Origin of the sequence: Rouxiella chamberiensis (genome assembly GCF_026967475.1) — a bacterium.
Classification (GTDB): domain Bacteria; phylum Pseudomonadota; class Gammaproteobacteria; order Enterobacterales; family Enterobacteriaceae; genus Rouxiella; species Rouxiella chamberiensis.
The window spans coordinates 2564437-2588272 of sequence record NZ_CP114058.1; the positions used below are offsets into that span (position 1 = coordinate 2564437).

At 55.6% G+C, this 23836-nt stretch carries 18 protein-coding genes and 4 pseudogenes; 16 read left to right on the plus strand and 6 right to left on the minus strand.

What is annotated here, in order from left to right; translation table 11 throughout:
* Nucleotides 1-24 precede the first annotated feature (24 nt).
* From bioA to O1V66_RS11935, 7 genes and pseudogenes are all read left to right on the plus strand, one after another.
* Nucleotides 25-1311, plus strand: a complete 1287-nt coding sequence (gene bioA, locus O1V66_RS11905; RefSeq protein WP_045046239.1) for an adenosylmethionine--8-amino-7-oxononanoate transaminase — start codon at nt 25-27, stop codon at nt 1309-1311.
* A gap of 112 nt (nt 1312-1423) precedes the next feature.
* Nucleotides 1424-2579: pseudogene (locus O1V66_RS11910) on the plus strand (methionine aminotransferase).
* Between the two features lie 25 nt (nt 2580-2604).
* A complete protein-coding gene (locus O1V66_RS11915; protein WP_045046237.1) occupies nt 2605-3393 on the plus strand; it encodes an ABC transporter substrate-binding protein in 789 nt (262 codons plus the stop codon).
* A 297-nt stretch (nt 3394-3690) separates the two neighbouring features.
* Nucleotides 3691-4734: an NADP-dependent oxidoreductase gene (locus O1V66_RS11920; RefSeq protein ID WP_045046236.1), complete on the plus strand. Its 1044-nt coding sequence runs from the start codon at nt 3691-3693 to the stop codon at nt 4732-4734.
* A 50-nt stretch (nt 4735-4784) separates the two neighbouring features.
* The gene (locus O1V66_RS11925; protein ID WP_045046235.1) at nt 4785-5465 is read left to right on the plus strand and encodes a type 1 glutamine amidotransferase domain-containing protein; all 681 of its coding nucleotides are present in this window, start codon (nt 4785-4787) and stop codon (nt 5463-5465) included.
* 27 nt (nt 5466-5492) lie between these two features.
* A complete protein-coding gene (locus tag O1V66_RS11930) occupies nt 5493-5975 on the plus strand; it encodes a kinase inhibitor (protein WP_045046234.1) in 483 nt (160 codons plus the stop codon).
* A gap of 203 nt (nt 5976-6178) precedes the next feature.
* Nucleotides 6179-7482 (plus strand): annotated as a pseudogene (locus tag O1V66_RS11935) (putative acyl-CoA thioester hydrolase).
* Between the two features lie 86 nt (nt 7483-7568).
* Here the strand turns inward: O1V66_RS11935 and pgl are convergent.
* Entirely contained in the window at nt 7569-8570 is a 1002-nt protein-coding gene (gene pgl / locus O1V66_RS11940) for a 6-phosphogluconolactonase (RefSeq protein WP_045046232.1), read from the minus strand.
* Nucleotides 8571-8752: 182 nt separating this feature from the next.
* Between pgl and O1V66_RS11945 the strand changes: the two genes are divergently transcribed.
* On the plus strand, nt 8753-9571 hold the full coding sequence (locus tag O1V66_RS11945) for a pyridoxal phosphatase (RefSeq protein ID WP_045046231.1): 819 nt from the start codon (nt 8753-8755) through the stop codon (nt 9569-9571).
* A 55-nt stretch (nt 9572-9626) separates the two neighbouring features.
* Here O1V66_RS11945 and modC read toward each other — a convergent pair whose 3' ends face one another.
* From modC to O1V66_RS11965, 4 genes are all read right to left on the minus strand, one after another.
* Complete coding sequence (gene modC, locus O1V66_RS11950) at nt 9627-10703, minus strand: molybdenum ABC transporter ATP-binding protein ModC (protein WP_045046230.1); 1077 nt, start codon at nt 10701-10703, stop codon at nt 9627-9629.
* Entirely contained in the window at nt 10690-11391 is a 702-nt protein-coding gene (gene modB / locus O1V66_RS11955) for a molybdate ABC transporter permease subunit (protein WP_269127536.1), read from the minus strand. The genes modC and modB overlap by 14 nt, the downstream gene beginning before the upstream one ends.
* Nucleotides 11391-12161: a molybdate ABC transporter substrate-binding protein gene (gene modA / locus O1V66_RS11960; protein WP_045046228.1), complete on the minus strand. Its 771-nt coding sequence runs from the start codon at nt 12159-12161 to the stop codon at nt 11391-11393. Before modA ends, modB begins: the two co-directional genes overlap by 1 nt.
* Nucleotides 12162-12300: 139 nt before the next feature.
* On the minus strand, nt 12301-12456 hold the full coding sequence (locus O1V66_RS11965) for an AcrZ family multidrug efflux pump-associated protein (RefSeq protein WP_045046227.1): 156 nt from the start codon (nt 12454-12456) through the stop codon (nt 12301-12303).
* Nucleotides 12457-12679: 223 nt separating this feature from the next.
* Between O1V66_RS11965 and modE the strand changes: the two are divergent.
* From modE to galM, 6 genes and pseudogenes are all read left to right on the plus strand, one after another.
* Nucleotides 12680-13463 (plus strand): annotated as a pseudogene (modE, locus tag O1V66_RS11970) (molybdenum-dependent transcriptional regulator).
* A gap of 171 nt (nt 13464-13634) precedes the next feature.
* The gene (gene modF / locus O1V66_RS11975; protein ID WP_045046225.1) at nt 13635-15104 is read left to right on the plus strand and encodes a molybdate ABC transporter ATP-binding protein ModF; all 1470 of its coding nucleotides are present in this window, start codon (nt 13635-13637) and stop codon (nt 15102-15104) included.
* Nucleotides 15105-15465: 361 nt separating this feature from the next.
* Nucleotides 15466-16482: a UDP-glucose 4-epimerase GalE gene (galE, locus tag O1V66_RS11980; RefSeq protein WP_045046224.1), complete on the plus strand. Its 1017-nt coding sequence runs from the start codon at nt 15466-15468 to the stop codon at nt 16480-16482.
* A gap of 9 nt (nt 16483-16491) precedes the next feature.
* Nucleotides 16492-17541 (plus strand): galactose-1-phosphate uridylyltransferase, encoded by a 1050-nt coding sequence (gene galT / locus O1V66_RS11985; protein WP_045046223.1) that lies wholly within the window; start codon nt 16492-16494, stop codon nt 17539-17541.
* Nucleotides 17538-18690, plus strand: a pseudogene (galK, locus tag O1V66_RS11990) (galactokinase). Before galT ends, galK begins: the two are co-directional and overlap by 4 nt.
* On the plus strand, nt 18684-19730 hold the full coding sequence (gene galM / locus O1V66_RS11995; RefSeq protein WP_045046221.1) for a galactose-1-epimerase: 1047 nt from the start codon (nt 18684-18686) through the stop codon (nt 19728-19730). The pseudogene galK and the gene galM overlap by 7 nt, the downstream one beginning before the upstream one ends.
* A 68-nt stretch (nt 19731-19798) precedes the next feature.
* On the opposite strand, the gene O1V66_RS12000 is transcribed toward galM, so the two are convergent.
* A complete protein-coding gene (locus O1V66_RS12000) occupies nt 19799-22165 on the minus strand; it encodes a TonB-dependent receptor domain-containing protein (protein WP_045046220.1) in 2367 nt (788 codons plus the stop codon).
* Between the two features lie 396 nt (nt 22166-22561).
* On the opposite strand from O1V66_RS12000, the gene O1V66_RS12005 reads away from it, so the two are divergent.
* Nucleotides 22562-22897, plus strand: a complete 336-nt coding sequence (locus O1V66_RS12005; protein ID WP_045046219.1) for a PsiF family protein — start codon at nt 22562-22564, stop codon at nt 22895-22897.
* A 140-nt stretch (nt 22898-23037) separates the two neighbouring features.
* A complete protein-coding gene (gene gpmA / locus O1V66_RS12010; protein ID WP_045046218.1) occupies nt 23038-23790 on the plus strand; it encodes a 2,3-diphosphoglycerate-dependent phosphoglycerate mutase in 753 nt (250 codons plus the stop codon).
* Nucleotides 23791-23836: the final 46 nt, after the last annotated feature.

Below are 23836 nucleotides of genomic sequence, written 5' to 3' on the forward strand. Positions count from 1 at the left end.
ATAATCCGCTCGCAAGGACTTCTCATGACTCCGGCCGATCTCGAATTCGATAAGCGCCATATCTGGCATCCGTACACTTCCATGACTCAACCGCTGCCCACTTATCCCGTTGAATCTGCCGAAGGCGTTATGCTTCATCTGGCCGATGGGCGGCAACTGGTAGACGGCATGTCGTCATGGTGGGCAGCCATTCACGGCTATAATCACCCGCGTCTGAATCAGGCGGCCATCGAGCAGATCGGAAAAATGTCTCACGTCATGTTTGGCGGCATTACGCATCCTTCAGCCATTGCGCTGAGCCGTCAGCTGGTCGACATGACACCCGCCGGTCTCGAGTGCGTCTTTCTGGCCGACTCCGGGTCCGTCGCCGTTGAAGTGGCGATAAAGATGGCTATGCAATACTGGCAGGCGCGCGGCGAAAAACGGCAAAAGGTGCTGACCCTGCGCAATGGCTACCACGGCGATACTTTTGGCGCGATGGCGGTATGCGACCCGCAAAACTCGATGCACAGTCTGTATCAGGGCTATTTACCGGATCATCTTTTTGCCCCTGCGCCGCAAAGCCGCTTCGATGCGCCGTGGAACCCGCAAGACATTGCGCCGTTTGCTGCCCTGCTGCGCGAACATCAGCATCAGATTGCCGCCGTGATCCTTGAACCCGTGGTGCAAGGCGCAGGCGGAATGCGCATGTATCATCCGCAGTATCTCAAACAGGTTCGCGCACTGTGCGACGAGGCGGGCATCCTGCTTGTTGCCGATGAAATCGCCACCGGTTTTGGCCGCACGGGCAAGATGTTTGCCTGCGATCACGCTGGAATCGCCCCCGATATTCTCTGCGTTGGCAAAGCGCTGACCGGGGGTTACATGACGCTTTCGGCGACGCTGACTACCCGCAAGGTAGCCGAAACTATCAGTAACGGCGACGCAGGCTGCTTTATGCATGGCCCGACTTTTATGGGCAATCCGCTGGCTTGTGCCGTTGCCAGCGCCAGCCTCTCACTGCTTGCCGAAAATCATTGGCCGTTGCAGGTAGCCACCATCGAAGCGCAGCTCAAAGCCGAACTGACGCCATTGAAGCAGCATTCCGCCGTCGCGGATGTGCGGGTTCTCGGCGCAATTGGCGTGGTCGAGATGCGGCAACCTGTCGACATGGCGCGCTTGCAGCAGCATTTTGTGACGCAGGGTGTGTGGATTCGCCCATTCGGCAAACTCATCTACCTGATGCCGCCGTATATCATTAGCTCGGTTCGGCTCAGCCAACTTACACAGGCAATCGCCACCGCGCTAGAGGTGCTCTACCGAGAAAGTTGATTCTTCGAGATGTCTTGGGAAACAGGCAAATTTTTATTGTCGGCGTAGCAAAACTGTTGCTTAATCAGTGAACACCGCTACGCCCCTTTCGCCATGCCCAAGAGGAGTCTGCATGAAGAGCGCCCTGTCACCGCAGTCGAAATTACCCGACGTCGGCACCACGATTTTTACCGTTATTGGCCAACTGAGCGCCGAGCACAATGCGCTGAATCTTTCACAGGGCGCGCCCAACTTCTCATGCCAGCCATCACTGATTGACGCTGTCGCCACCTCCATGCGCGCCGGTCAAAACCAGTACGCGCCGATGGCGGGCGTTGCGGCGCTGCGCGAGGCACTGGCCGACAAGGTCGAGGCGCTTTACGGCAGTCGCTACGACGCCAGCAGCGAAGTCACCATCACCGCCAGCGCCAGTGAGGGCCTCTATTCCGCCATAAGCGCACTGGTGCATCCTGGCGATGAAGTCATCTATTTCGAACCGGCTTTCGACAGCTATTCTCCTATCGTTCGCCTTCAGGGAGCCATTCCGGTTCCCGTAACGCTGTCGATGGAAGATTTCAGCATCGACTGGGATCACGTTTCAAGCGTAATCAACAGCCGCACGCGGATGATAATCATCAATAGTCCGCACAATCCTACCGGCGCAATCTTTACCCAGCACGACATCGACAGACTTACGGCGTTAACGCGCGATACCGATATCGTTATCTTGTCCGATGAAGTCTATGAGCATGTTGTCTTCGACGGCGAAGCGTCACGAAAGCATGGCCCGTCATCCTGCACTTGCCGAGCGCAGCGTGATTGTTTCCTCCTTTGGTAAAACCTATCACGTGACTGGCTGGCGCGTAGGTTACACACTCGCCCCCGCTGCGCTGATGGATGAAATACGCAAGATCCACCAGTTTATGGTATTCACCGCCGACACCCCGATGCAGCACGCTTTTGTCGAGGCGCTGGGCAATCCGCAAAGCTATCTCGGACTGGCTGATTTCTACCAGCAGAAACGCGATTTAATGGCCAATTCTCTACAGCATTCGCGCTTCGAGCTTCTGCCAAGCCGTGGCAGCTTCTTTATGCTCGCCCGATTCAGCCATTTCAGCCCGCTCAGCGACGACGACTTTGTCTTGAGCCTGATTCGCGACCATCAGGTATCCAGCATCCCCCTGTCGGCCTTTTACAGCAATAACCAGCCTACAGGCTTGATTCGCCTTAGTTTTGCCAAAGACGACGCCACCCTGATCGAAGGAACGCGTCGACTCTGCGGTGTTTGATCCCCTGCCCTCTGGAGTCTTGAAGATGCATAAATTGAAAAGCTTGCTGTTGTTAGGTTGTGCGGTTGCCTCTTTCTCCCATTTTTCTGCTCTGGCAGCCGATTCCACTCTCAAATTTGGTCTTGAAGCGCAATATCCGCCGTTTGAGTCGAAATCGGCCAGCGGTGAACTGGAGGGCTTTGATATCGATCTCGGCAAGGCGGTGTGCGCTGCGGCAAAGGTAACGTGTGAATGGAGCGAAACCTCGTTTGACGGGCTTATTCCGGCGCTTCAGGCGCAAAAATTCGATGCTATCAATTCGGCGATGAACGTGACGGAAAAACGTCGGCAGGCAATCGATTTTACGCAGGTGATTTATCGTGTTCCCAGCAAGCTGATTGCAAAGAGCAATTCGGGTCTGTTGCCCGAAGTGAGTGCATTGAAAGGCAAGCACATTGGGGTATTGCAAGGCTCGATTCAGGAAAGCTTTGCGCAGGCACATTGGGCGCCACAGGGAGTAGATGTTGTCTCCTATCAGGATCAGAGTCAGGTTTATCTTGATTTAACCTCAGGTCGTCTCGATGGCACGCTGGTGCTGGCACCGGCAGGCCAGACCGGATTCCTGACCAAACCCGACGGCAAAGGTTTCAGCTTCGTCGGCAATGCGGTACGCGATGACAAGATTCTCGGCAGCGGCGTTGCGTTCGGGCTGCGCAAAGGCGACACCGCTAACAAGGCGCGTCTGGACAAAGCAATCGACATCATCAAAAAAGACGGCGTGGTGGGACAACTGTCGAAAAAATACTTCGGCGATCTCGACGTTAGCGTGAAATAGTTAAAAACTTCGGTAGACCCGCCATCGCGGTGAAAGAGAGGCAATACGTCGGCTATTTCACCGCAAGCAAATGTCGCGTCAACATCTCGGCGGTATCGATTTTACCCTGACGTCATTATTCCTGCGGCAACCTTCCCTGCCGCAGGTTACGAGCTGAACAGGTTGTATCTGTTAACAAAACAATCCTTTCAAATTCTGTACCTTAGCGTTGCATCCCTGTTACCGTTCCCTTACTTGCCCACCTGACGTCCTATACTTGTTGCCGGTGGAAGATTTTTTTAATGCTAAGGAGTCAGTATGTCTCAAAATTCAACTGTCAATCGCCGCTTTGTCCTTGCTTCTCGTCCCAAGGGCGCGCCGGTTGCCGAAAACTTCCGTTTGGAAGAAGCTGAACTGCCAACCATCAACGACGGCCAATTGCTGTTGCGCACCGTGTATCTGTCACTTGACCCGTATATGCGCGGCAGAATGAGTGATGCACCTTCCTATGCCGCGCCCGTTGCCATCGATGAAGTCATGACCGGCGGCGCCGTGTCACGGGTTGTGGAATCAAAACATCCTGATTTCAAAACCGGTGACTGGGTCGTGGCGACCAACGGCTGGCAGGATTATGCCGCAATCGACGGTAAACTCGCGCGTAAACTCGAAGGCGCAGCACTGAAACACCCTTCGCTGGCGCTTGGCGTGCTTGGTATGCCGGGCTTCACCGCCTATATGGGTCTGCTGGATATCGGTGACCCTAAACCGGGTGAAACGGTCGTTGTCGCGGCGGCAACCGGTCCTGTCGGTTCGCTGGTCGGCCAGATTGCCAAACTGAAAGGCTGCAAAGTTGTCGGCATTGCCGGTGGCGAAGACAAATGCCGCTACGCGGTCGAACACTTCGGATTCGATGAATGTATCGACCACCGCGGTGAAAAGCTCGAACAGCGCCTGAAAGAAGCCTGTCCTCGCGGCATTGATGTCTATTTCGAAAACGTGGGCGGCAAAGTCTTCGACGCGGTATTGCCGCTGCTCAACACCAAGGCTCGCGTGCCGCTGTGCGGCGTGGTTTCGCAGTACAACGCGCAAGGTCTGCCTAAAGGTGAAGACCGCCTGATGTTGCTGACCAATACCATCTTGAAAAAACGCTTACGTATTCAAGGGTTTATTATCTTTGATGATTATGGCCACCGTTATCCGGAATTCGCCGGTCAGATGAGCGAATGGTTCTCTGCCGACAAGATTAAATTCCGTGAACATATTGTCGAAGGTCTGGAACAGGCACCCGACCAGCTGATTGGCCTGCTGGAAGGGAAAAACTTCGGCAAGCTGGTGATTCAGGTCGGTGACGAGGCGCAATAATACGCTGCGCCCTTTTCCGGAAATCCTTGAATGTCTTTAGAGGTGATGCGATGAAACTGTTAATTGTACTGACTTCCCACGATAAACTGGGCGATACCGGCAAGAAAACGGGCTTCTGGCTGGAGGAGTTTACCGCGCCCTATTACGAGTTTGTCGATGCCGGTGCCGATGTCGTGCTGGCTTCGCCGCTGGGCGGGCAGCCGCCGCTTGATCCTAAAAGTGATGAACCCGACGCGCAAACTGAAACTACCGCGCGTTTCCGTCAGGATACCCAGGCTCAACAACGGCTGGCCGAGACGCACAAACTGTCTGAAATCGATGTCGACGATTTTGACGCGGTCTTTTATCCGGGTGGACACGGTCCGCTTTGGGACTTGTCGGAAGACGCCGATTCTATCGTGCTGATTGAAGATTTCTGGCGTGCCGACAAACCGGTTGCCGCAGTCTGCCATGCCCCCGGTGTGTTGCGTCACGTCGAAATTGACGATGAACCACTCGTTAAAGACAAACGTGTCACAGGCTTTAGCAACAGCGAAGAAGAAGCCGTGCAGTTAACCGACATCGTCCCTTTCCTCGTCGAAGACGAATTAAAGAAAAACGGCGGCGATTACAGCAAGGCGGCAGACTGGCGACCTTATGTCGTGGTTGACGGCAAGTTGATCACCGGTCAGAACCCGGCCTCTTCCGCCGCCGTTGCCCAGGCATTATTGAAAATGCTAGGCTCGAAGTGATAATCAAAACAAAAATCAGAGGAAATCATGGCCTTTATCATTAAAAGCAACGACCTGAAAGATGGCGAAAAAATGCCGAACGCTCAGGTGTTTAACGGCATGGGATACGAAGGGGACAACCTTTCTCCGCACCTCGGCTGGGAAAATGCGCCCGCAGGCACCAAAAGCTTCGCCATTACCTGTTACGATCCCGATGCGCCAACGGGTTCCGGCTGGTGGCACTGGGGCGTAGCCAATCTGCCGGCCAATATCAGTGAACTGCCTACCGGCGCAGGTTCCGACAAGGGCGGTCTGCCTGCCGGTGCGGTACAAACGCGTACCGATTTTGGCAAGGCGGGTTATGGCGGTGCGGCACCTCCGCAGGGCGAGCATCACCGCTACCAGTTCACCGTCTATGCGCTGGACGTCGACACGCTCGAGGTTTCGGAAGAGTCCAGCGGTGCTTACCTTGGCTTTAACCTGCACTTCCACACGTTGGCCAAAGCCTCCCTGACGGTAATTTATAGCTAATGAATTGGGGTAAAGGTCGAAAAAACTTTTGCCCACAGATAAAGTAATTCTTAAACATAAAATCGAGCTGTGTTACAAAACCTGCATGGTTTTAACCGGGATAATTTGTCACTTATAAAACCCGGTAAAACACAGCCGAATTTACATTGCCAAGTGGTCAGCCGTGCTGGCCGCTTTTTTTGTGCCTCAAGGAGTCTGACACCGTGAAAATAACCCCTCTGTCGCGCGCCTGCGCCGTATTATCCGCCTCGCTGGTTCTTGCCGCCTGTAGCCATAGCGAAGAGAATCTCTCAACGCAGGTTGCACCGGGCACAGCAGCGTTGCCGGTACTGAGCGCCGATGAAGCCTCGAACTTCACCAAGAACGCCTATCTGGCCTTTGGCGGACCTTCTGTCCAGACTCAGCAGCAAGGTTGGACGCCGGTCGTCGCCAATACCGACAACGTCAGCAGCGCCTATGTGGTCGGGCCGCAGAAAGGCACCGACGGCGCGCAATTCACCACGGTACAGCAGGCGATTAACGCGGCAATGAAGGATCACAATCACGGCGAACGCGAATACATCAAAATCCTGCCCGGCACCTATACCGGCACGATTTACATTCCGGCAGGCGCACCGCCAATCAGCCTGTTCGGTGCGGGCACCAGCCCGGATCAGGTTGTGCTGCAACAGGGTCTGGAGGCGGGCATTGCGCCAGCCGACTATCGCAAGGCCGTGAATGCCAACGGCGAGTTCCTGCCGGGCGACCGCGCCTGGTACATGTTCTCGCTGTGCGGCAATCAGCAGGCAGCCACCCTCGGCGCAGATTGCAGCGCAACGCTGTGGGCGCAGAGCCGTGGCTTGCAGTTGCAGAACCTGACCGTCGCCAACAGCTTGCTGGATACCACCGATGCGGGCGAACACCCTGCCGTGGCGCTGCGCGTTGATGGCGACCAGACGCTACTTGAAAACGTTCACGTTTTGGGTCGTGAAAATACCTTGCTGGTCAACACAAGCGACGTCAGCAACAAGCCGGTGACCAACCGTTACAGCCGCGTTTACGTGCATAACAGCCTGATTGAAGGTGATGTCGACTACGTGACCGGCATGGCGAATGCGGTCTTCGATCACGTCGAATTCCATACCGTATCAAGCCGTGGCGTGAAGCAGGCCAGCGTATTTGCACCGATTACTCCTGCCAATGCGCCTTATGGCTATCTGGTGATTGACAGCAGTCTGACCGGCGACAAGGGCTTCTCCGGCGAAGGCGCATCACAGAAAGCCTTGCTGGGTCGTTCCGCCGATCTGGGTACTGCCGAGGGGGTTACGCGCCGGGTCAGACGCCGAATGGTCAGCTGGTTATCCGCGACAGCCAGATTGACGCCAGCTACAACCTGCAACAGCCGTGGGGCAATGCCGCCTATTCGCAGCGTCCGTTCAACGGCAACATCGCGCCAAATCGCGACCTTAACGACACCGGTTTCAATCGCCTGTGGCAGTACAACAACACCGCCGCCGGCCTTAAGTAACTCATTTCGCAGGTTCGCTTTTCAAGCCAATAAAAAACGCCAGACTGTCACGGTCTGGCGTTTTTTTTATCGCGAAACAGGGACGATTAGTGATGCAGTTCGATAATCGTGACCCACATTGCGCCCTTGCCCACCGGATAATGCTTCAGCGTGCTCAGTTTGCCGCTGGCCGGGTCAATTTGTGCCACTTCGATATCATCGGCCTTCTGACCGGCAGTGATCACAAATTTACCGCTGTTGTCGATATTGAAACCGCGTGGCTGTTTCTGGGTGGCGTGATGCCCCACCAGCGTCAGTTCACCGCCGTCTGCGGACACTTTCATTATCGCAAGCAGACTTGAGGTGCGCTCGGACGCATACAGATAGTTGCCGTCCGGCGTAATGTGCAGGTCTGCGGTCCAGCGATCGCCGGTAAAGTCGGCAGGAATGATATCCAGCGACTGCACGTTTTTGTATTCGCCGCTGGTGACCTCTTTCTGGTAGACGTCGACGGTGCCGTTCAGTTCGTTGGCACAGTAGGCAAAGTGCTGATTCGGGTGGAAAGCCATATGACGCGGACCCGCGCCCTCGACGGTGCTCAACTGCACAGGTTGGTGAGGCGTCGCTTCACCCTGCTCGCTGAAATCGTACAGGCGAATGTGGTCTTCTTTCAGTGCGGGGATAAGCAGCAGCTGATTGGTGGGATCAATGTTGGCCGAATGCGGTGCCTGAAGGTTTTCCAGAACCTGCTGCGGAGCCAGCGCCACGCCGTCTTTGCCGATAGGATGAATGCTGACGTTGTTGTAGCTGTACGAGGCGCTGAACACGAAACGGCCCTGCAAATCGATACCCAGATGCGTGGGACTGCCCGGCAGCGGCGCCATGCCTGCCTGTTCCAGCTTGCCGTCGTCGGCAATGTGATAAGTCAGTACTGCAAACTCGGGACGCACGCCGACATAGAGATGGCGGGCATCCGGCGACGCGACCATCGGCTGTACCTGACCCGGCACCTCGACGACTTGCAGCAGCGCCAGCTCGCCGTTGTCATGCAGGGTATAGGCGTGGATCTGCTGGCTGTCCGGGCTGGCAACATAAACGACTTGTTTCATCATATCTCCTTATTAACGCTGAAATCGGTTTCGTTCGGTTTTGTTTAAATTAGCTGTTCATCAGCTTAGCAGCATACCCCCTGCCAAGCCATTAGCCCCTGATGCGAGGTTTTATCCTTGTGCGTTAAGGTGTAACATCGATAGCCTTGTTTTTATCCACCGACTGACTGCTGGAACCGCTCATGACTTATCGCGTAATCGCGCTCGATCTCGACGGCACGCTGCTTGACCGTCAAAAACGAATTCTTCCCGAATCACTTTCTGCACTGGCTGATGCACGCGCCGCAGGGATTAAGGTCATTATTGCGACCGGACGTCACCATGTAGCGATCCACCCTTTTTATCAGGCGCTTGCGCTAGATACGCCCGCTATCTGCTGTAACGGCACCTACCTTTACGACTATCAGGCACGCAAGGTCATCACCTCCGACCCGATGGACAAGATAAAGGCCAAAAAAGTGGTCGACCTGCTGGAGTATTACGGGATTCACGGGTTGCTGTACGTTGACGATGCCATGCTTTATCAGCAGCCAAGCGGTCACGTAGAACGGTCGATAGCCTGGGGAAAAACGCTGCCCGAAGGCCAGCAGCCGACCATTATTCAGGTTAACAGCCTGCGTGAGGCGGTCGACGACGCGCATTCCGTCTGGAAGTTCGCGACCTCGCACCACGACCTCGACGCGCTGGAAGCCTTTGCACAACAGGCCGAAAAAGAGCTGGGACTCGCCTGCGAATGGTCATGGCACGATCAGGTCGATATCGCCAAAGGCGGCAACAGTAAAGGGCGTCGTCTACAGGAGTGGGTGGAATCCCAGGGCCTGAGCATGGCCGATGTCGTTGCATTCGGTGACAATTACAACGACTTGAGCATGCTTGAAAACGTGGGGCTCGGCGTTGCGATGGGCAATGCCGATGATGAAATCAAGTCCCGCGCCGGACTGGTCATCGCCGATCACGAACAACCCGGCATCGCCGAGGTTATTCGCAGCAAAGTGCTGTAACGAGTAAAAGCCCGCCCACCTGCGCGGGCTTTGTTTTTTCTCACTCATGCCGGAGCTAGCTGCGGCTTAGCGACACACTTTTAATCTGCGCATAAAGCGATTGTCCCGGCGCGATGGCGAGTTCGTCGCGCGCCCACGGGGTGATTTTGGCCCACAGAACATGCCCTCCGACCCGAAGCTTGACGTCGATGGCTGTCTCGCTTTCCAGCAACTCGACCACCTGCGCCGGTAGAATATTGCGAATACTGCTGGTATTTGCCTGCGGTTGCAGCACCAGCGAGACGTCGGCAGCCTGCACCCGAATACGCATCGTGGTACCGGGCGTTGCCGCAACTTTCGGGATCCATAGCCGTTCGTCGCCCAGCGCCAACGCCGTCATGCTGTAATGCGGATGATGCTCGATAACCTCGACATTGAGCACGCTGCTCTGCTCCTCGCGCGGCAGCCACGGGCGCATCACGCTGCTTGCCCACACTTCCTCGACATCGCCCAGCGCCAGCACCTTGCCCTTGTCCAGAATCAGCACCTTATCGGCGAGTTGCAGAATTTCATCCATGCTGTGTGTCACGTAAAGAATGGGAATGTTTATTTCACGAGCGAGCCGTTCGAGATAAGGCAGCAACTCGCGTTTGCGAGGCTGATCCAGCGCCGCCAGCGGTTCGTCCATCAACAGCAGTTCCGGCCCGCTAAGCAGCGCACGACCAATGGCGACCCGCTGTTTTTCACCGCCGGAGAGGGTTAACGGATAACGATGGAGCAGCGCCTCGATACCGAGCAACTCGACGATACTGTCGAAACGTGGGCGCAGGGCGGGCACCATGCCGTATTGCAGGTTGCCGCGAACCCGATAGTGCGGAAACAGCCGCGCATCCTGAAACACATAGCCAATCCGCCGTTTTTCGGGCGGCATGAAAACGGCGGGCTGCCCTGCTCCCGTTTGCCGTGAAAGCACCCGATCGTTGAGAATAATCGATCCGCTATCGGGGCGTGTCAGACCCGCAATGGCATTGATGAGCGAGGTCTTGCCAGCTCCCGACAGGCCAAAAATGGCGGTAATGCCTTTTTCCGGCAGCACCGCCTGCACCTCGAGGGTCAAATCGCCTACCCGCTGGCTGAAATCAAGCGTCAGCATCAGCCCCCAAACGCCTGCGGCTACGTTTTGCCAGCAGATCGGAAAACAGCAGGGCCGCCAGTGACAATAGGATAGCCAATACGCAGAGTCTGGCCGCTGCACCTTCCGCGCCGGGCGTTTGAATAAGCGTGTACATTGCCAGCGGAATGGTGCGCGTTTCACCGGGAATATTGGAGACAAAAGTGATAGTGGCGCCGAACTCGCCCAGCGAACGGGCAAAGGCCAGCACGGAACCCACGATAATTCCGGGCAACGAGAGCGGCAGTGTCAGCGTGAAAAACACTTTCCACGGCGAGGCCCCCAGCGTTTTCGCCGCCTGTTCGAGACGGGTATCGATAGCTTCGATAGATTGGCGGATTGCCCGCACCATCAGCGGAAACGCCATTACTGCCGCGGCCAGCACCGCGCCTTTCCAGTTAAAGCTGACGCTGAAACCAAACCAGTCATACAATCGCTCGCCGATAAATCCCTTGCGCCCCATCGCCACCAGCAGCAGATAACCAATCACCACCGGCGGCAACACCAGAGGCAAATGGATGATGCTGTCAAACAGTGACTTGCCCGGAAATCGGCAGCGCACCAGCACCCACGCGGTGAGAATGCCCAGCGGCAGGCTGACTATCACCGCCAGACCGGCGATTTTCAGGCTCAGAATAACGGCCTGCCATTCAGCGTCGCTCAGCAGCATCAACGCGGCGTAAAGCCATATTGCCTGAAGATGGCACCGGCCGCCGGGGTCTTCAGATAGGCTACAAAGGCGCTCAGCGCCGGACTTTCATGACCTTTCACCACCGCCATCGGATACTCCACCGGCTTGTGACTGGATTCCGGGAAGACGCCCACGACCTTGACATTCTTACTCGCCACCGCGTCGGAGCCATAAACAATCCCGAGCGGCGATTCGCCCCGCTCCACCAGCGCCAGCGCGCTGCGCACATCGCTCGACGGTGCGAGTTTTGGCTCGAGTGCCGTCCACGCGCCCAGATTTTGCAGCGCCTCTCTGGCATAAATCCCCGCGGGCACGTGCGCCGGATCGCCAACCGCCAGCAGTCCGCCGTTGAGCAGCGATTGCCACGGCGTCTGTTTATTGATCTCGATTTTGGTCTGCTTGCTGTCTTTGCCCGCCACCAGCACCAGTTCATTGCCGAGCAGCGTATAACGGGTGTTGTCGACCATCAGTTGCTTGCCGACGGTATAATCCATCCACTGCTGATCGGCGGAAATAAACAGATCGGCGGGCGCGCCCTGCTCAATCTGCTTGGCAAGCGTAGAGGATGAGGCAAACGACGAGACAATCTGCACTTCTTTGCCCTGCTGATATTGATCGGCAATTTTTTGCAGGGCATTGGTCAATGAGGCCGCCGCGAAAACGGTAATTTTGTCGGCCGCCTGCGCCTGCGTGAACATTCCGGTCGCCAGCACGGCAACGGCCAATCCTTTACCCAGAGAGATGCGCATTGATTTTCCTTGAAGTGAGAAACCTGTATCGTTATGTAAACGATAATATAGCGTGGAAAAATGCCGAGACAACGGCTTTGGGCGAAATAGGGATAAAAAACCCGGCACGGGGCCAGGTGTTTTAATCGGAGTGCAGGCTTCAGGTCTTGGGTTCGCTGCGGGACTCTTTTGGATGTCCGATTTTCGAAATCACATTGAACAGCTCGCCCATGCCATAAATCAGCCCCAGAATAAGGGCGATAAAGATCGGGACCATGAGGATGGCGAACAGCAAACTTTCTAAAAGTTCTAACATAAAGACCTCTTTGTGCTGGCTTGCAACGCCCGGAAGGCGAAAGTAAAAATATGTTACTAATCTTAACAGCGAATTTGCGCAATTACTTTAGCTTTTCACCCACTCGCCGACGGAATACCGCCGCAGAGCAGTTTAAGTCATCGTCTCAATCGGCGACAATAGCGCATTACGCCCTTCTCGATCGCACCCGCGACATTTTTTACGCCAAGGTTGGACCCTATTTATGCAAGCTGAAATTCTGTTAACCCTGAAACTCCAGCAGCGAATCTTTGCCGATCCACGGCGTATCGAACTGCTGAAACAGGTGAAGATCACCGGGTCTATCAGTCAGGGGGCCAAGCTCGCCGGCATAAGTTACAAGAGCGCCTGGGATGCCATCAACGAGATGAATCAACTCGCCGACCAGACGCTGGTCGAGCGCAATACCGGCGGCAAAGGCGGCGGCGGTGCGGAGCTGACGCGCTATGGCGAGCGTCTGATTCAACTTTATGAGCTGCTGGCGCAGATTCAGCAGAAAGCTTTTGATGTGCTAAAAGACGATGCCCTGCCGCTGGACAGTCTGCTGGCGGCCATTTCCCGCTTTTCACTGCAAACCAGCGCCCGCAATCAGTTGTTCGGCACGGTTATCGAACGCGATCATGAAGCCGTACAGCAGCATATCGACGTCCTGCTTGCCGACGGAAAAACGCGAATTCGCGCCGCCCTGACCGAACCAGAGTGCCGATCGTCTGTCGCTGAGTCCGGGTAAGGAAATTCTGGTGCTTATCAAGGCACCGTGGATAACCCTGAGTCATCAGGCAGATAACGCCGACAACGCGCTGGCCGGCACGGTGCAGAGCATTCAGCGCGGTCACGACAACAGCGAAGTGCTGATTACCCTCGACGCGGGCGAAACGCTCTGTGCTACGGTCGCGAATGCAACACTTGCCAAACTCGACCTCAAACTCGGCACTGCGCTGTTTGCCCAGTTCGATGCTGACCAGGTCATCGTCGCCACCCTCTGTTAATATACTTTTATTTCAATATCTTGCAAAAATAGCGCTGACAGTTTGCAGAATTGTCAATTGACTTGGGACGGGGATGCGCTTATTCCTGAAATCCATAATGATTCCTTTTCACAAGAATCTCAGGGCCGGTATTGGCGAATCGTCCCCAAGTCATAAGCAGGCAGGAGCATCATGTCATCTCTACACATTTCACAGGCGATTTTTCGCCTTGGCGATACTCGCACCCTTAACCTCGCCGAAGTAACCCTGAATCAGGGCGAATCCTGGGCGTTTGTCGGTGCCAATGGCAGCGGTAAATCCGCATTGGCACGCGCGATTGCCGGTTCTTTGACGCTGCTTGGAGGCAGTCGTTGCAACGAGTTTGGCAACGTGGTTCGTCTCTCTTTCGAACAGTTGCAAAAACTGGTGGCCGAAGAATGGCAGCGCAATAATACGGATCTGCTTGGCGCAGACGAAGACGACACGGGCCGCACCACCGCAGAAATCATTCAGGAACAGGTCAGGGATGCGGCACGCTGCGAAAAATTGGCCGCCCAGTTCGGCATCGCGCATTTACTGAACCGCCGCTTTAAATATCTCTCAACCGGCGAGACGCGCAAGACGCTGCTCTGCCAGGTATTGATGCAACAGCCCGACCTTCTGGTGTTGGACGAACCTTTCGACGGACTGGACGTGAATGCGCGTCAACAGCTGACCCAGATGCTGTCCGAACTGTTCGCGCACGGGCAAACGATGGTGCTGGTGTTAAATCGTTTCGACGATATTCCGGAATTTGTGCAACATGTCGGTGTGCTGGCGGACTGCACGCTGGCTTCGGTGGGCGCGCGACAGCAGATTTTGTCCGACGCGCTGATTGCGCAGTTGGCGCACAGTGAAAATCTGGCCGGAATGCAGCTTCCTGAAAGTGAAGATCCGACCAGCAAGGTTTCGCCACCCCAGGATCAACCGCTGATCGTCTTGAACAACGGCGTGGTGCAATATAATGACAAACCTATTCTGCACGGCCTGAGCTGGCGGGTCGAAGCAGGTCAGCATTGGCAGATTGTCGGGCAGAACGGTGCAGGGAAATCGACCCTGCTGAGCCTGATAACAGGCGACCACGCGCAGGGATACAGCAACGATCTCACGCTGTTTGGCCGTCGTCGCGGCAGCGGGGAAACCATCTGGGACATCAAGCGGCATATCGGTTATGTCAGCAGCAGCCTGCATCTCGATTATCGGGTCAGTGCTTCCGTGCGCAATGTCATTCTGTCGGGCTTCTTTGATTCGATTGGCATTTATCAGGCGGTATCGGACAGGCAGCAGCAGTTGACCACGCAATGGCTGGAGCGGCTCGGGCTTGGCGGGTCGCTGGCGGATACGCCTTTCCACAGTTTGTCGTGGGGCCAGCAACGTTTGGCGCTCATTGCCCGCGCGCTGGTCAAACACCCCGCACTGCTTATTCTCGATGAACCGCTTCAAGGGCTGGATCCCCTTAACCGGCAGCTGGTACGTCGTTTTATCGACGTGCTGATTGGCGAGGGCAACACGCAGTTGCTGTTTGTTTCCCACCATGCCGAAGACGCGCCGCAGTGCATTACGCACCGCCTGAGTTTTATCCCCGAGGGAGAGATTTATACTTACCGCACAGAGGCGCTTTAGCCGCGCCTGCGGTTTTAGCCCGAGAATCGCAAGGCAACGCGCGGTTCATTGGCAGACGTTGCACCTAAGGCGGCGTCTGCCGTAGCCCATCAACCCCCAACGCGTTGGCTGAAACCCGCCGCATCCATCGACTTAGTGTTTGCATCAACGCAATTTAACACCAAAAATCGTGCTGTAAGCGATTACACTCCTACTCTACTCTCGCTTGTACGCGTTTTAAATCTTCCGTTTTCTCCCATAGCATGGCACTGGCACGAGTGATAAACTACAAGTGTAAACGATACCATTTTTTAGGATGGATCACCTTTTTGCGCCGCACAGCGTGATATTGTTGTCCTAAGTTAATCTTCAAGGAGTCGATATGTATGTTCTCGTCACAGGTGGTAGCGGTTACATTGGTAGCCATACCTGCGTTCAACTGATTGAAGCAGGCTATCAGCCCATCATTCTGGATAACCTTTGCAACAGTAAAGCGAGCGTTCTTGAGCGCATTACTACGCTGACAGGCAAAACGCCGGTGCTGGTTGAAGGCGATATCCGCGACCGCGCGCTGCTCGACAAAATCTTCAGCGACTATGCCATTCACTCGGTCATCCACTTTGCCGGTTTGAAAGCCGTGGGCGAGTCGGTCAGCAAGCCGATGGAATACTATGACAACAATGTCTACGGATCTCTGGTTCTGGTCGAAGCCATGCGCGCCGCCGGTGTCACCAACCTGATTTTCAGCTCTTCCGCGACCGTGTATGGCGACCAGCCAAAAACGCCTTACGTCGAAGACTTCCCGACCGGAACCCCTTCCAGCCCCTATGGTCGCAGCAAGCTGATGGTCGAGCAGATTCTGCAAGACCTGCAACGCGCCGAACCAGACTGGAGTATTTCCCTGCTGCGCTACTTCAACCCGGTCGGCGCTCATCCGTCGGGCCTGATGGGTGAAGATCCTCAGGGTATTCCGAACAACCTGATGCCGTTTATCGCGCAGGTTGCCGTAGGTCGTCGCGACTCTCTGTCAGTTTTTGGTGACGATTACGACACGCCGGACGGTACCTGTCTGCGCGACTACATTCACGTCGTTGACCTGGCCGATGGCCACCTTGCCGCCATGAAAACCCTGCACGATAAACCGGGCGTTCATATCTACAACCTCGGTGCCGGTGTCGGCAAGAGCGTACTCGACGTTATCAACGCCTTCAGCGCCGCCTGCGGCAAGCCGGTGAACTACCACTTTGCGCCGCGTCGCGAAGGCGATCTTCCTGCCTACTGGGCTGACCCGACCAAGGCGGCCAATGAGCTGAACTGGCGTGTGAGCCGAAATCTGGAAGACATGGCTGCGGATACCTGGCTGTGGCAATCGAAAAATCCACAGGGCTATCCGGATTAAGGAAATAGAATGTCTAGTTTTGATCCCATTGAACATCCCCATCGTCGCTATAACCCGCTGAGCGATCAGTGGGTGCTGGTAAGTCCACACCGCGCCAGGCGCCCGTGGCAGGGACAGCAGGAAACGCCGTCAAACGAGACGTTGCCCGCGCACGATCCCGACTGTTTCCTGTGTCCGGGCAATACCCGCGTCACGGGCGACGTCAACCCTGACTATCAGGGTACGCACGTCTTTACCAACGACTTTGCCGCGTTGATGCCGGACACGCCTTTTGCGCCGGAAAGCAACGATCCCCTGATGCGCTGTCAGAGCGCGCGCGGCACCAGTCGCGTGATCTGCTTCTCGCCGGATCACAGCAAAACGCTGCCACAGCTTTCCGTTGATGCGCTGGAAAAAGTCGTGAAAACCTGGCAGGAGCAGAGCGCCGACCTGGGCAAAGACTATCCGTGGGTTCAGGTCTTCGAGAACAAGGGCGCGGCGATGGGATGCTCCAACCCGCATCCTCATGGCCAAATCTGGGCCAACAGTTTCCTGCCGAACGAAGCCGATCGTGAAGACCATCTGCAACGTCAATATCTGGCGCAGCACGGCTCTTCCATGCTGGTCGATTATGTACAGCGCGAGCAGGCCGACGGCAGCCGCACGGTCGTTGAAACCGAGCACTGGCTGGCAGTCGTGCCTTACTGGGCGGCGTGGCCGTTCGAAACCCTGCTGCTGCCGAAAGCCAAAGTGCTTCGTCTTACCGAACTGAGTGACGAGCAGCGTCGTGATCTGGCACTGGCGCTGAAAAAACTCACCAGCCGTTACGACAACCTGTTCCAGTGTTCTTTCCCGTATTCAATGGGTTGGCACGGCGCGCCCTACAGCGAGGGGGATTACTCGCACTGGCAGCTGCATGCGCATTTTTATCCGCCATTGCTGCGATCGGCGACGGTACGAAAATTCATGGTCGGCTATGAAATGCTGGCTGAAACCCAACGAGATTTGACTGCCGAGCAGGCCGCCGAGCGCCTGCGTGCGGTCAGTGACGTTCATTATCGCGAGGCCGAAGTAAAATGATGGAATTGAAAAACAAGACTCTGGAAATCTTCGAACAGGCGTTTGGCTATCCGGCCACCATGACCATCAAGGCACCGGGCCGCGTCAATCTGATTGGCGAGCACACCGATTATAACGACGGCTTTGTGCTGCCTTGCGCCATCGATTATGAAACCGTGATCGCCTGCGGTCAGCGCAACGACCGCACAATCCGGGTGATTGCCGCCGACTACGACAATCAGCAGGATACCTTCTCGCTCGATGAGCCGATTGTCAGCACCACCGCCCTGCCGTGGGCCAACTACGTGCGCGGCGTTATCAAGCACCTGCTGCTGCGCAACAGCGATTTTTCGGGCGCGGATCTGGTCATCAGCGGCAACGTCCCTCAGGGCGCGGGCCTCAGCTCTTCCGCCTCGCTCGAAGTGGCCGTCGGTCAGGCGCTGAAAAGCCTCTACGACCTGCCGATTGACGGCGTGCAGCTTGCGCTTAACGGTCAGGAAGCCGAGAACCAGTTCGTCGGCTGTAACTGCGGCATCATGGACCAGCTTATCTCCGCCCTCGGCAAGGAAAATCATGCGCTGCTGATTGATTGCCGCTCGCTTGAAACCCGCGCCGTCTCCATGCCGAAAGACGCGTCGGTGGTTATCATCAACTCCAACGTGAAGCGCGGTCTGGTCGACAGCGAATACAACACCCGTCGCAAGCAGTGCGAAGAGGCCGCGCGCTTCTTCAACGTCAAGGCGCTGCGCGATGTGAACATGGCCGAATTTGCGGCGAAGTCTTCCGAGCTGGACCCGATGACTGCACGCCGTGCACGTCACGTCATTACCGAAAACGATCGTACCGAAGCCGCCGCGATTGCCCTGAGCCAGGGCGACCTGAAAAAGATGGGCGAACTGATGGCCGAGTCCCATGCTTCGATGCGTGACGATTTTGAAATCACCGTGCCGCCTATCGATACGCTGGTCGAGATTGTGAAATCGGTTATCGGCGATCGTGGTGGTGTGCGCATGACCGGCGGCGGCTTCGGCGGCTGTATCGTTGCGCTGATCCCAAGCGATCTGGTCGATGAAGTTCGTAAAACCGTTGCACACGAATATCACGCAAAAACCGGCATCAAAGAGACGGTTCTACGTCTGTCAGGCGTCGGAAGGAGCAAGCGTATGCTAATCGCCACGGACACCCATCGCGCGCCTGATGGTGCGCCTTTTCAACTGGTTACGCTAAAAAACCCTGCGGGTGCCACAGCTACCTTTATGGACTGGGGTGCCACCTGGCTCTCCTTTGTTCTGCCGCTGGCAGACGGGGAAAAACGCGAGCTGCTGCTGGGCTGCCAATCGCCCGAAGCGTATCCCGAGCAGACCGCCTATCTGGGCGCAACGGTCGGACGCTATGCCAACCGCATTGCCCGTGCCCAATTTCAGATAGACTGCAAGCCGCATCTGCTGGTCGCCAATCAGGGCGTTCACCAGCTGCACGGCGGTCCGGAAGGATTTAACGCGCGGCGCTGGAAAATCCTTAACCACAGCGACCAGAAAGTCACGTTTCAGCTGGTGTCGCCGGATGGCGATCAAGGTTTTCCAGGTGAACTGACGGCGGAAGTGCATTATGTACTGACCAACGACAATCGTCTGGAAATCAGCTACAAGGCGCAGGTGAACAAGCTGTGTCCGGTGAATCTGACCAACCATGCCTATTTCAATCTGGATGGTGAAGGTCATGATGTGCGCAAACACAAGTTACAGCTGTTTGCGGAGCGTTTCCTGCCGGTCGACAGCGACGGGATCCCGTGCGCCGATCTAACATCCGTGCAGCAAACCGGCATGGATTTTCGCAAGCCAAAAACGCTGGCGCAGGATTTTCTGAGCGATCGCGATCAGCAGCGGGTGAAAGGTTACGACCACGCCTATCTGCTTTACGCGACCTGCAACGCCAGTGAAAATGCCGCCGCGCATCTTTGGTCTGCGGATGAAAAAGTGAAGATGTCGGTATTTACTTCAGCACCGGCATTGCAGCTCTACAGCGGTAATTTCCTCAATGGCACGCCGAATCGCAGTGGCGGGCATTATGCCAACTACAGCGGTGTGGCGCTGGAGAGTGAATTCCTGCCGGACAGCCCGAATCACTCGACGTGGCCGCAGCCAAGCTGCTGGCTGAAACCGGGGCAAACCTATCGCGCCTCGACGGTGTATCAGTTCTTCGCGCTGTAAAAAGTTACCCCGCATAAAAAAGGGCCATCGCATCGATGGCCCTTCTCTTTTACCTCTGCCGAAAACGATTAGAAATCGACGTTGACCCCTAACTGGAAGGTTCTGCCCGGCATGGTCGCCAGAGCCAGGTCTGCTTTATCCTGCGCCGTCGAGGTTTCGGTGTCGCGGGTGCTCAGGTAGTCCCAATATTTTCTATCGGTGACGTTGTAGATACCGCCGCTGAGTTTGACGTTTTTCGCAACCTGCACATAACCGGTCAAATCAACAATCCCGTAGCCCGGAATACGCGCGTATTCGGTGGATGAGTCGGTGATCGCCGTGCCTGTGTTGGTGTAGGTTTCGCGGTTGGTCGCCGTGGCCTGCTTGCCTTTGTTAAAGGTTGCGGTAACGGCAACGCCGTAACGCTGGGACGGATCGTCATACGCCAGACCGGTCACCAGTTTCATTGGCGGTACGCTGTCGAGGTCGACGTATTTGTCACCGGCATAGCTGGACTTGGACGCGCCCTTCGCATAGCCGAACGACAGGCGCGCACTCAGACCGTTAACCTGCTGATACCACGTGCCGAAGTTGAAACGCGTGGTTAATGAGGTGCCGTAGATATAGGCTTCATCACGGTTTTCGGCTTCATAGGCGGTATAGATATTGCCTGGTATATTGGTAAAGACCGACGGACTGCCCGAACGGGTGTAACGCGTATAGGCAATAAAGTTCTTGTATTGGCTATAGAACGCGTTCAGGTCAAAGGTAATCCCCGGCGTGGCTTCCCCTTTGATGCCCCACTCGTAGTTATTGCTGGTCTCGGTTTTAAGGTCGGAATTTCCGATAAGCGCATACTGCTGCGAACCGGCATAGCTGGAGCTAAGATTCCACGAGCCGTAAAGCTGGCTGGCATCCGGGAACTGCGCACCGCGCTTGTATTGCAGGTAAGTCGTGACCTTCGGCGTAATGTCATACAGGAAAGCCAGAGACGGCAGAAGCTGGGTATCGCTGGTCGAGCCGTAAAGGGTCGACAGCGCCGATTCCGACAGGGAACTGTTGGCAAGCGTCGCCAGATCTTTCGGTTCGGTTTTCTGGTAGGCCAGACGCAGCCCCGGCACGATGGAGAAGTTATGTCCCTCGACGTCCCAGGTCATGGTGTCTTGAGCAAACGCGCCAAAGACGTAGGTGCGGCTGTTAGCCTGCGGCGGCATGGTGTAGGCATAGGTGCTCTGCACCGGCGTCTGGTTGAACGGACGATCCGCTTCGGAAATGTTGCCGTTCAACCCCCAGCGGAACTCGTGAATGCCCCAGGATTTCGCCATCTTGTTGTCGAAGCCGAAGGTGTGCGCATTCAAATCCGAGAAGGTTCGCACCTGTGCTGTGCCCAGAGTATTAGGGCCATAGGTGTTATCGTGCGCCTGCGTCTTCTGATAGAACAGTTTGGTGTCGATGGTATCGACCAGCGACGAGTAAGGCGTCCAGTGATCCAGCAGGCTTGCACTCAGACGGCGCGTCTCGCTGGTCTGATAGTTGGTGCCGTTGACCGCCGACCCTGCGCTGTTCCAGGAGTCAAAATTGGTGTGATTGGTCTTGGAGTACAGGTCTACCGTGCCGGTCAGGGTATGGGTATCGGTTGCCGCCCAGGTGCCCGAGGCCATGATGGCGTCCGAGTGCCAGTTGGCCGGATACGCATCGCGGGTGCCGCTGTTGTTGCGGGTTTCCTGGCCGTCACGACGGCTGATAACCACGACGCCGCTCAGATCGCGATCGCCACCGGCAACGGTAATGCCGTTGTGCCAGCTTCTATTGGAAGAGTCGTAATCACTCTGGTAGCCAAAATAGCTGTGCTTGCTGGCAGAGAGATAGTCGTCGGCCGATTTTGGCTGGAACGAGACGGCCCCGCCAATCGAGGTGTTGGCGTAGGAAACATTGGTCGCGCCCGACTGAATACCCACGGTACCGTACATGTAAGGATCGATGTAGTCGCGGCCCATGCCAAAGGTATCCTGCCCTGCGCGGCCGACATAAGGCCTGCCGGTTGCATTGGGCTGGGCGATGCCGTCAACGTCGATCGCGACGCGGTTGGATTCCAGACCACGGACGTTGTAACCGGTGTAGCCGCTGCGGTCATACCCGCTTTTGCCGACAGAGGACCCGCCCGCCGATCCGGTTGCGCTGATAAGCGGCTGATAACGCAGGATGGTTCCGAAATCGTTACCGCCGTCGCGTTGCATCTCCTGCGCGGTGATTTTGGTTTCGGCACCGGCTTTTCGCTCTATTTTCGGCGAGATAACCGTCATGACATCGCCGGCATCCGCAGTGTTGCTGTCAGAAGCGGTGGCGACAGGCGCAGGAGTTGTGGATTCTGCGGCGATGGCGTTCATGACTGAGCTGGCGACCAGACTGAGAGTCAGCAGCGTGCGGAGGTGACGCGTTCCCTTGTGTGGAGACATTAAAATGGCCTTAACAGTTTTTAGGATTATTATTTTGCTCAGCAATTGTTTTTCAGCGGTGATTCAGGCCATGCAATGACAAATTATACGCACGGCAAGACCCTGTTATTTATCAGGGTTTTATTGGGTCACTCTTTGTAATGAAAATGATAATAATTATCATAAAGATTCCTGTCAACGCTTTTACCCTCCCGAGTTCCCTGCTTTTAGGTAATTTTTGTGTAAGTTTTTCGGGAGGACGCGAAGGATTTCGACAACAGGGCGTGAAAGCGGCGTTAAAGGCCGGAAAAAAGAAAATTTGTGAGCTTCATCGTCTGTTTTCCATACCAAACGCGACGGCGACATCTACGCTTACAGGGTGTCCTGGTAGGCAGGACGTTTCAAAAGGAATGAGTTATGCGTTTACCTATCCTGTTATCTCTGCTGGCAACATTGTGTCTTGGCGGCAACGCACTGGCAGCGGATGCAACCAAAACGCCTTCTGCGGCGCAAACGGCCCAACGCCAGAAAATGACCGACTGTAATCAGCAGGCGACGACCCAGAGTCTCAAGGGCGACGAGCGTAAAACGTTTATGAGCCACTGCCTGAAAGCAGAGACCCAGACCAACGACAAGGCCCTGTCTACCCAGCAGAATAAAATGAAGACCTGTAACGCGGATGCTGCCAAAAAAGAGCTGAAAGGTGACGCCCGCAAGACCTTTATGAGTGAGTGTTTGAAAAAAGCTGCGTAAACGGCAATAAAGCAAATTCCCATTAACGCGCATTCCGAAAACTCGGGTGCGCGTTTCGTTTATTGTTTGCTGTCGCGGGGGTGACGCCCTATAATGGGGCCAGTTGTCATTGGAATTTCAGTAAATTGAGGAGTTTAGCTATGGCTGTATTCAAGCTGGTTCTTGTAAGACACGGCGAAAGTCAATGGAACCAAGAGAACCGTTTTACCGGTTGGTATGATGTTGATCTTTCGGAAAAAGGTCGTACCGAAGCAAAGCAGGCAGGTCAGCTGCTGAAAGATGAAGGCTTCCAGTTCGATTTCGCCTACACCTCTGTACTGAAACGTGCCATCCATACGCTCTGGAGCGTTCTGGATGAACTGGATCAGCCTTGGCTGCCCGTTGAAAAATCCTGGAAACTGAACGAACGTCACTACGGTGCGTTGCAGGGTCTCGATAAAGCCGAAACGGCCGCCAAATATGGCGATGAGCAGGTTAAACAATGGCGTCGTGGTTTCCGCGTCACTCCTCCAGAACTCGACAAGAGCGATGAGCGTTTCCCGGGCAATGACCCGCGTTATGCCAAACTGCTGCCTGAAGAGCTGCCAACCACCGAAAGTCTGGCCCTGACCATCGATCGCGTGATTCCTTTCTGGACCGACGTTATCAAACCTCGCGTTGAAAGCGGTGAGCGCGTCATTATTGCCGCACACGGTAACTCCCTGCGCGCGATGGTGAAATACTTCGACAATCTGAGCGAAGATGAAATCCTTGAGCTGAACATCCCGACCGGTGTGCCACTGGTGTACGAGTTTGATGAAAACTTCAAACCTCTGAAGCACTACTATCTGGGTAACGCCGAAGAGATCGCGGCAAAAGCTGCGGCGGTTGCCAACCAGGGTAAAGCCAAGTAATTCGAACGTGATGTAAAGACGCGGCGCGTGACGTCAGCGTTTTTTA

Bases quoted from the DNA above. Each gene is read 5' to 3' on its own strand.
- bioA (WP_045046239.1), top strand. From the start codon at position 25: ATGACTCCGGCCGATCTCGAATTCGATAAGCGCCATATCTGGCATCCG.
- O1V66_RS11915 (WP_045046237.1), top strand. From the start codon at position 2,605: ATGCATAAATTGAAAAGCTTGCTGTTGTTAGGTTGTGCGGTTGCCTCT.
- O1V66_RS11920 (WP_045046236.1), top strand. From the start codon at position 3,691: ATGTCTCAAAATTCAACTGTCAATCGCCGCTTTGTCCTTGCTTCTCGT.
- O1V66_RS11925 (WP_045046235.1), top strand. From the start codon at position 4,785: ATGAAACTGTTAATTGTACTGACTTCCCACGATAAACTGGGCGATACC.
- O1V66_RS11930 (WP_045046234.1), top strand. From the start codon at position 5,493: ATGGCCTTTATCATTAAAAGCAACGACCTGAAAGATGGCGAAAAAATG.
- pgl (WP_045046232.1), bottom strand. From the start codon at position 8,570: ATGAAACAAGTCGTTTATGTTGCCAGCCCGGACAGCCAGCAGATCCAC.
- O1V66_RS11945 (WP_045046231.1), top strand. From the start codon at position 8,753: ATGACTTATCGCGTAATCGCGCTCGATCTCGACGGCACGCTGCTTGAC.
- modC (WP_045046230.1), bottom strand. From the start codon at position 10,703: ATGCTGACGCTTGATTTCAGCCAGCGGGTAGGCGATTTGACCCTCGAG.
- modB (WP_269127536.1), bottom strand. From the start codon at position 11,391: ATGCTGCTGAGCGACGCTGAATGGCAGGCCGTTATTCTGAGCCTGAAA.
- modA (WP_045046228.1), bottom strand. From the start codon at position 12,161: ATGCGCATCTCTCTGGGTAAAGGATTGGCCGTTGCCGTGCTGGCGACC.
- O1V66_RS11965 (WP_045046227.1), bottom strand. From the start codon at position 12,456: ATGTTAGAACTTTTAGAAAGTTTGCTGTTCGCCATCCTCATGGTCCCG.
- modF (WP_045046225.1), top strand. From the start codon at position 13,635: ATGTCATCTCTACACATTTCACAGGCGATTTTTCGCCTTGGCGATACT.
- galE (WP_045046224.1), top strand. From the start codon at position 15,466: ATGTATGTTCTCGTCACAGGTGGTAGCGGTTACATTGGTAGCCATACC.
- galT (WP_045046223.1), top strand. From the start codon at position 16,492: ATGTCTAGTTTTGATCCCATTGAACATCCCCATCGTCGCTATAACCCG.
- galM (WP_045046221.1), top strand. From the start codon at position 18,684: ATGCTAATCGCCACGGACACCCATCGCGCGCCTGATGGTGCGCCTTTT.
- O1V66_RS12000 (WP_045046220.1), bottom strand. From the start codon at position 22,165: ATGTCTCCACACAAGGGAACGCGTCACCTCCGCACGCTGCTGACTCTC.
- O1V66_RS12005 (WP_045046219.1), top strand. From the start codon at position 22,562: ATGCGTTTACCTATCCTGTTATCTCTGCTGGCAACATTGTGTCTTGGC.
- gpmA (WP_045046218.1), top strand. From the start codon at position 23,038: ATGGCTGTATTCAAGCTGGTTCTTGTAAGACACGGCGAAAGTCAATGG.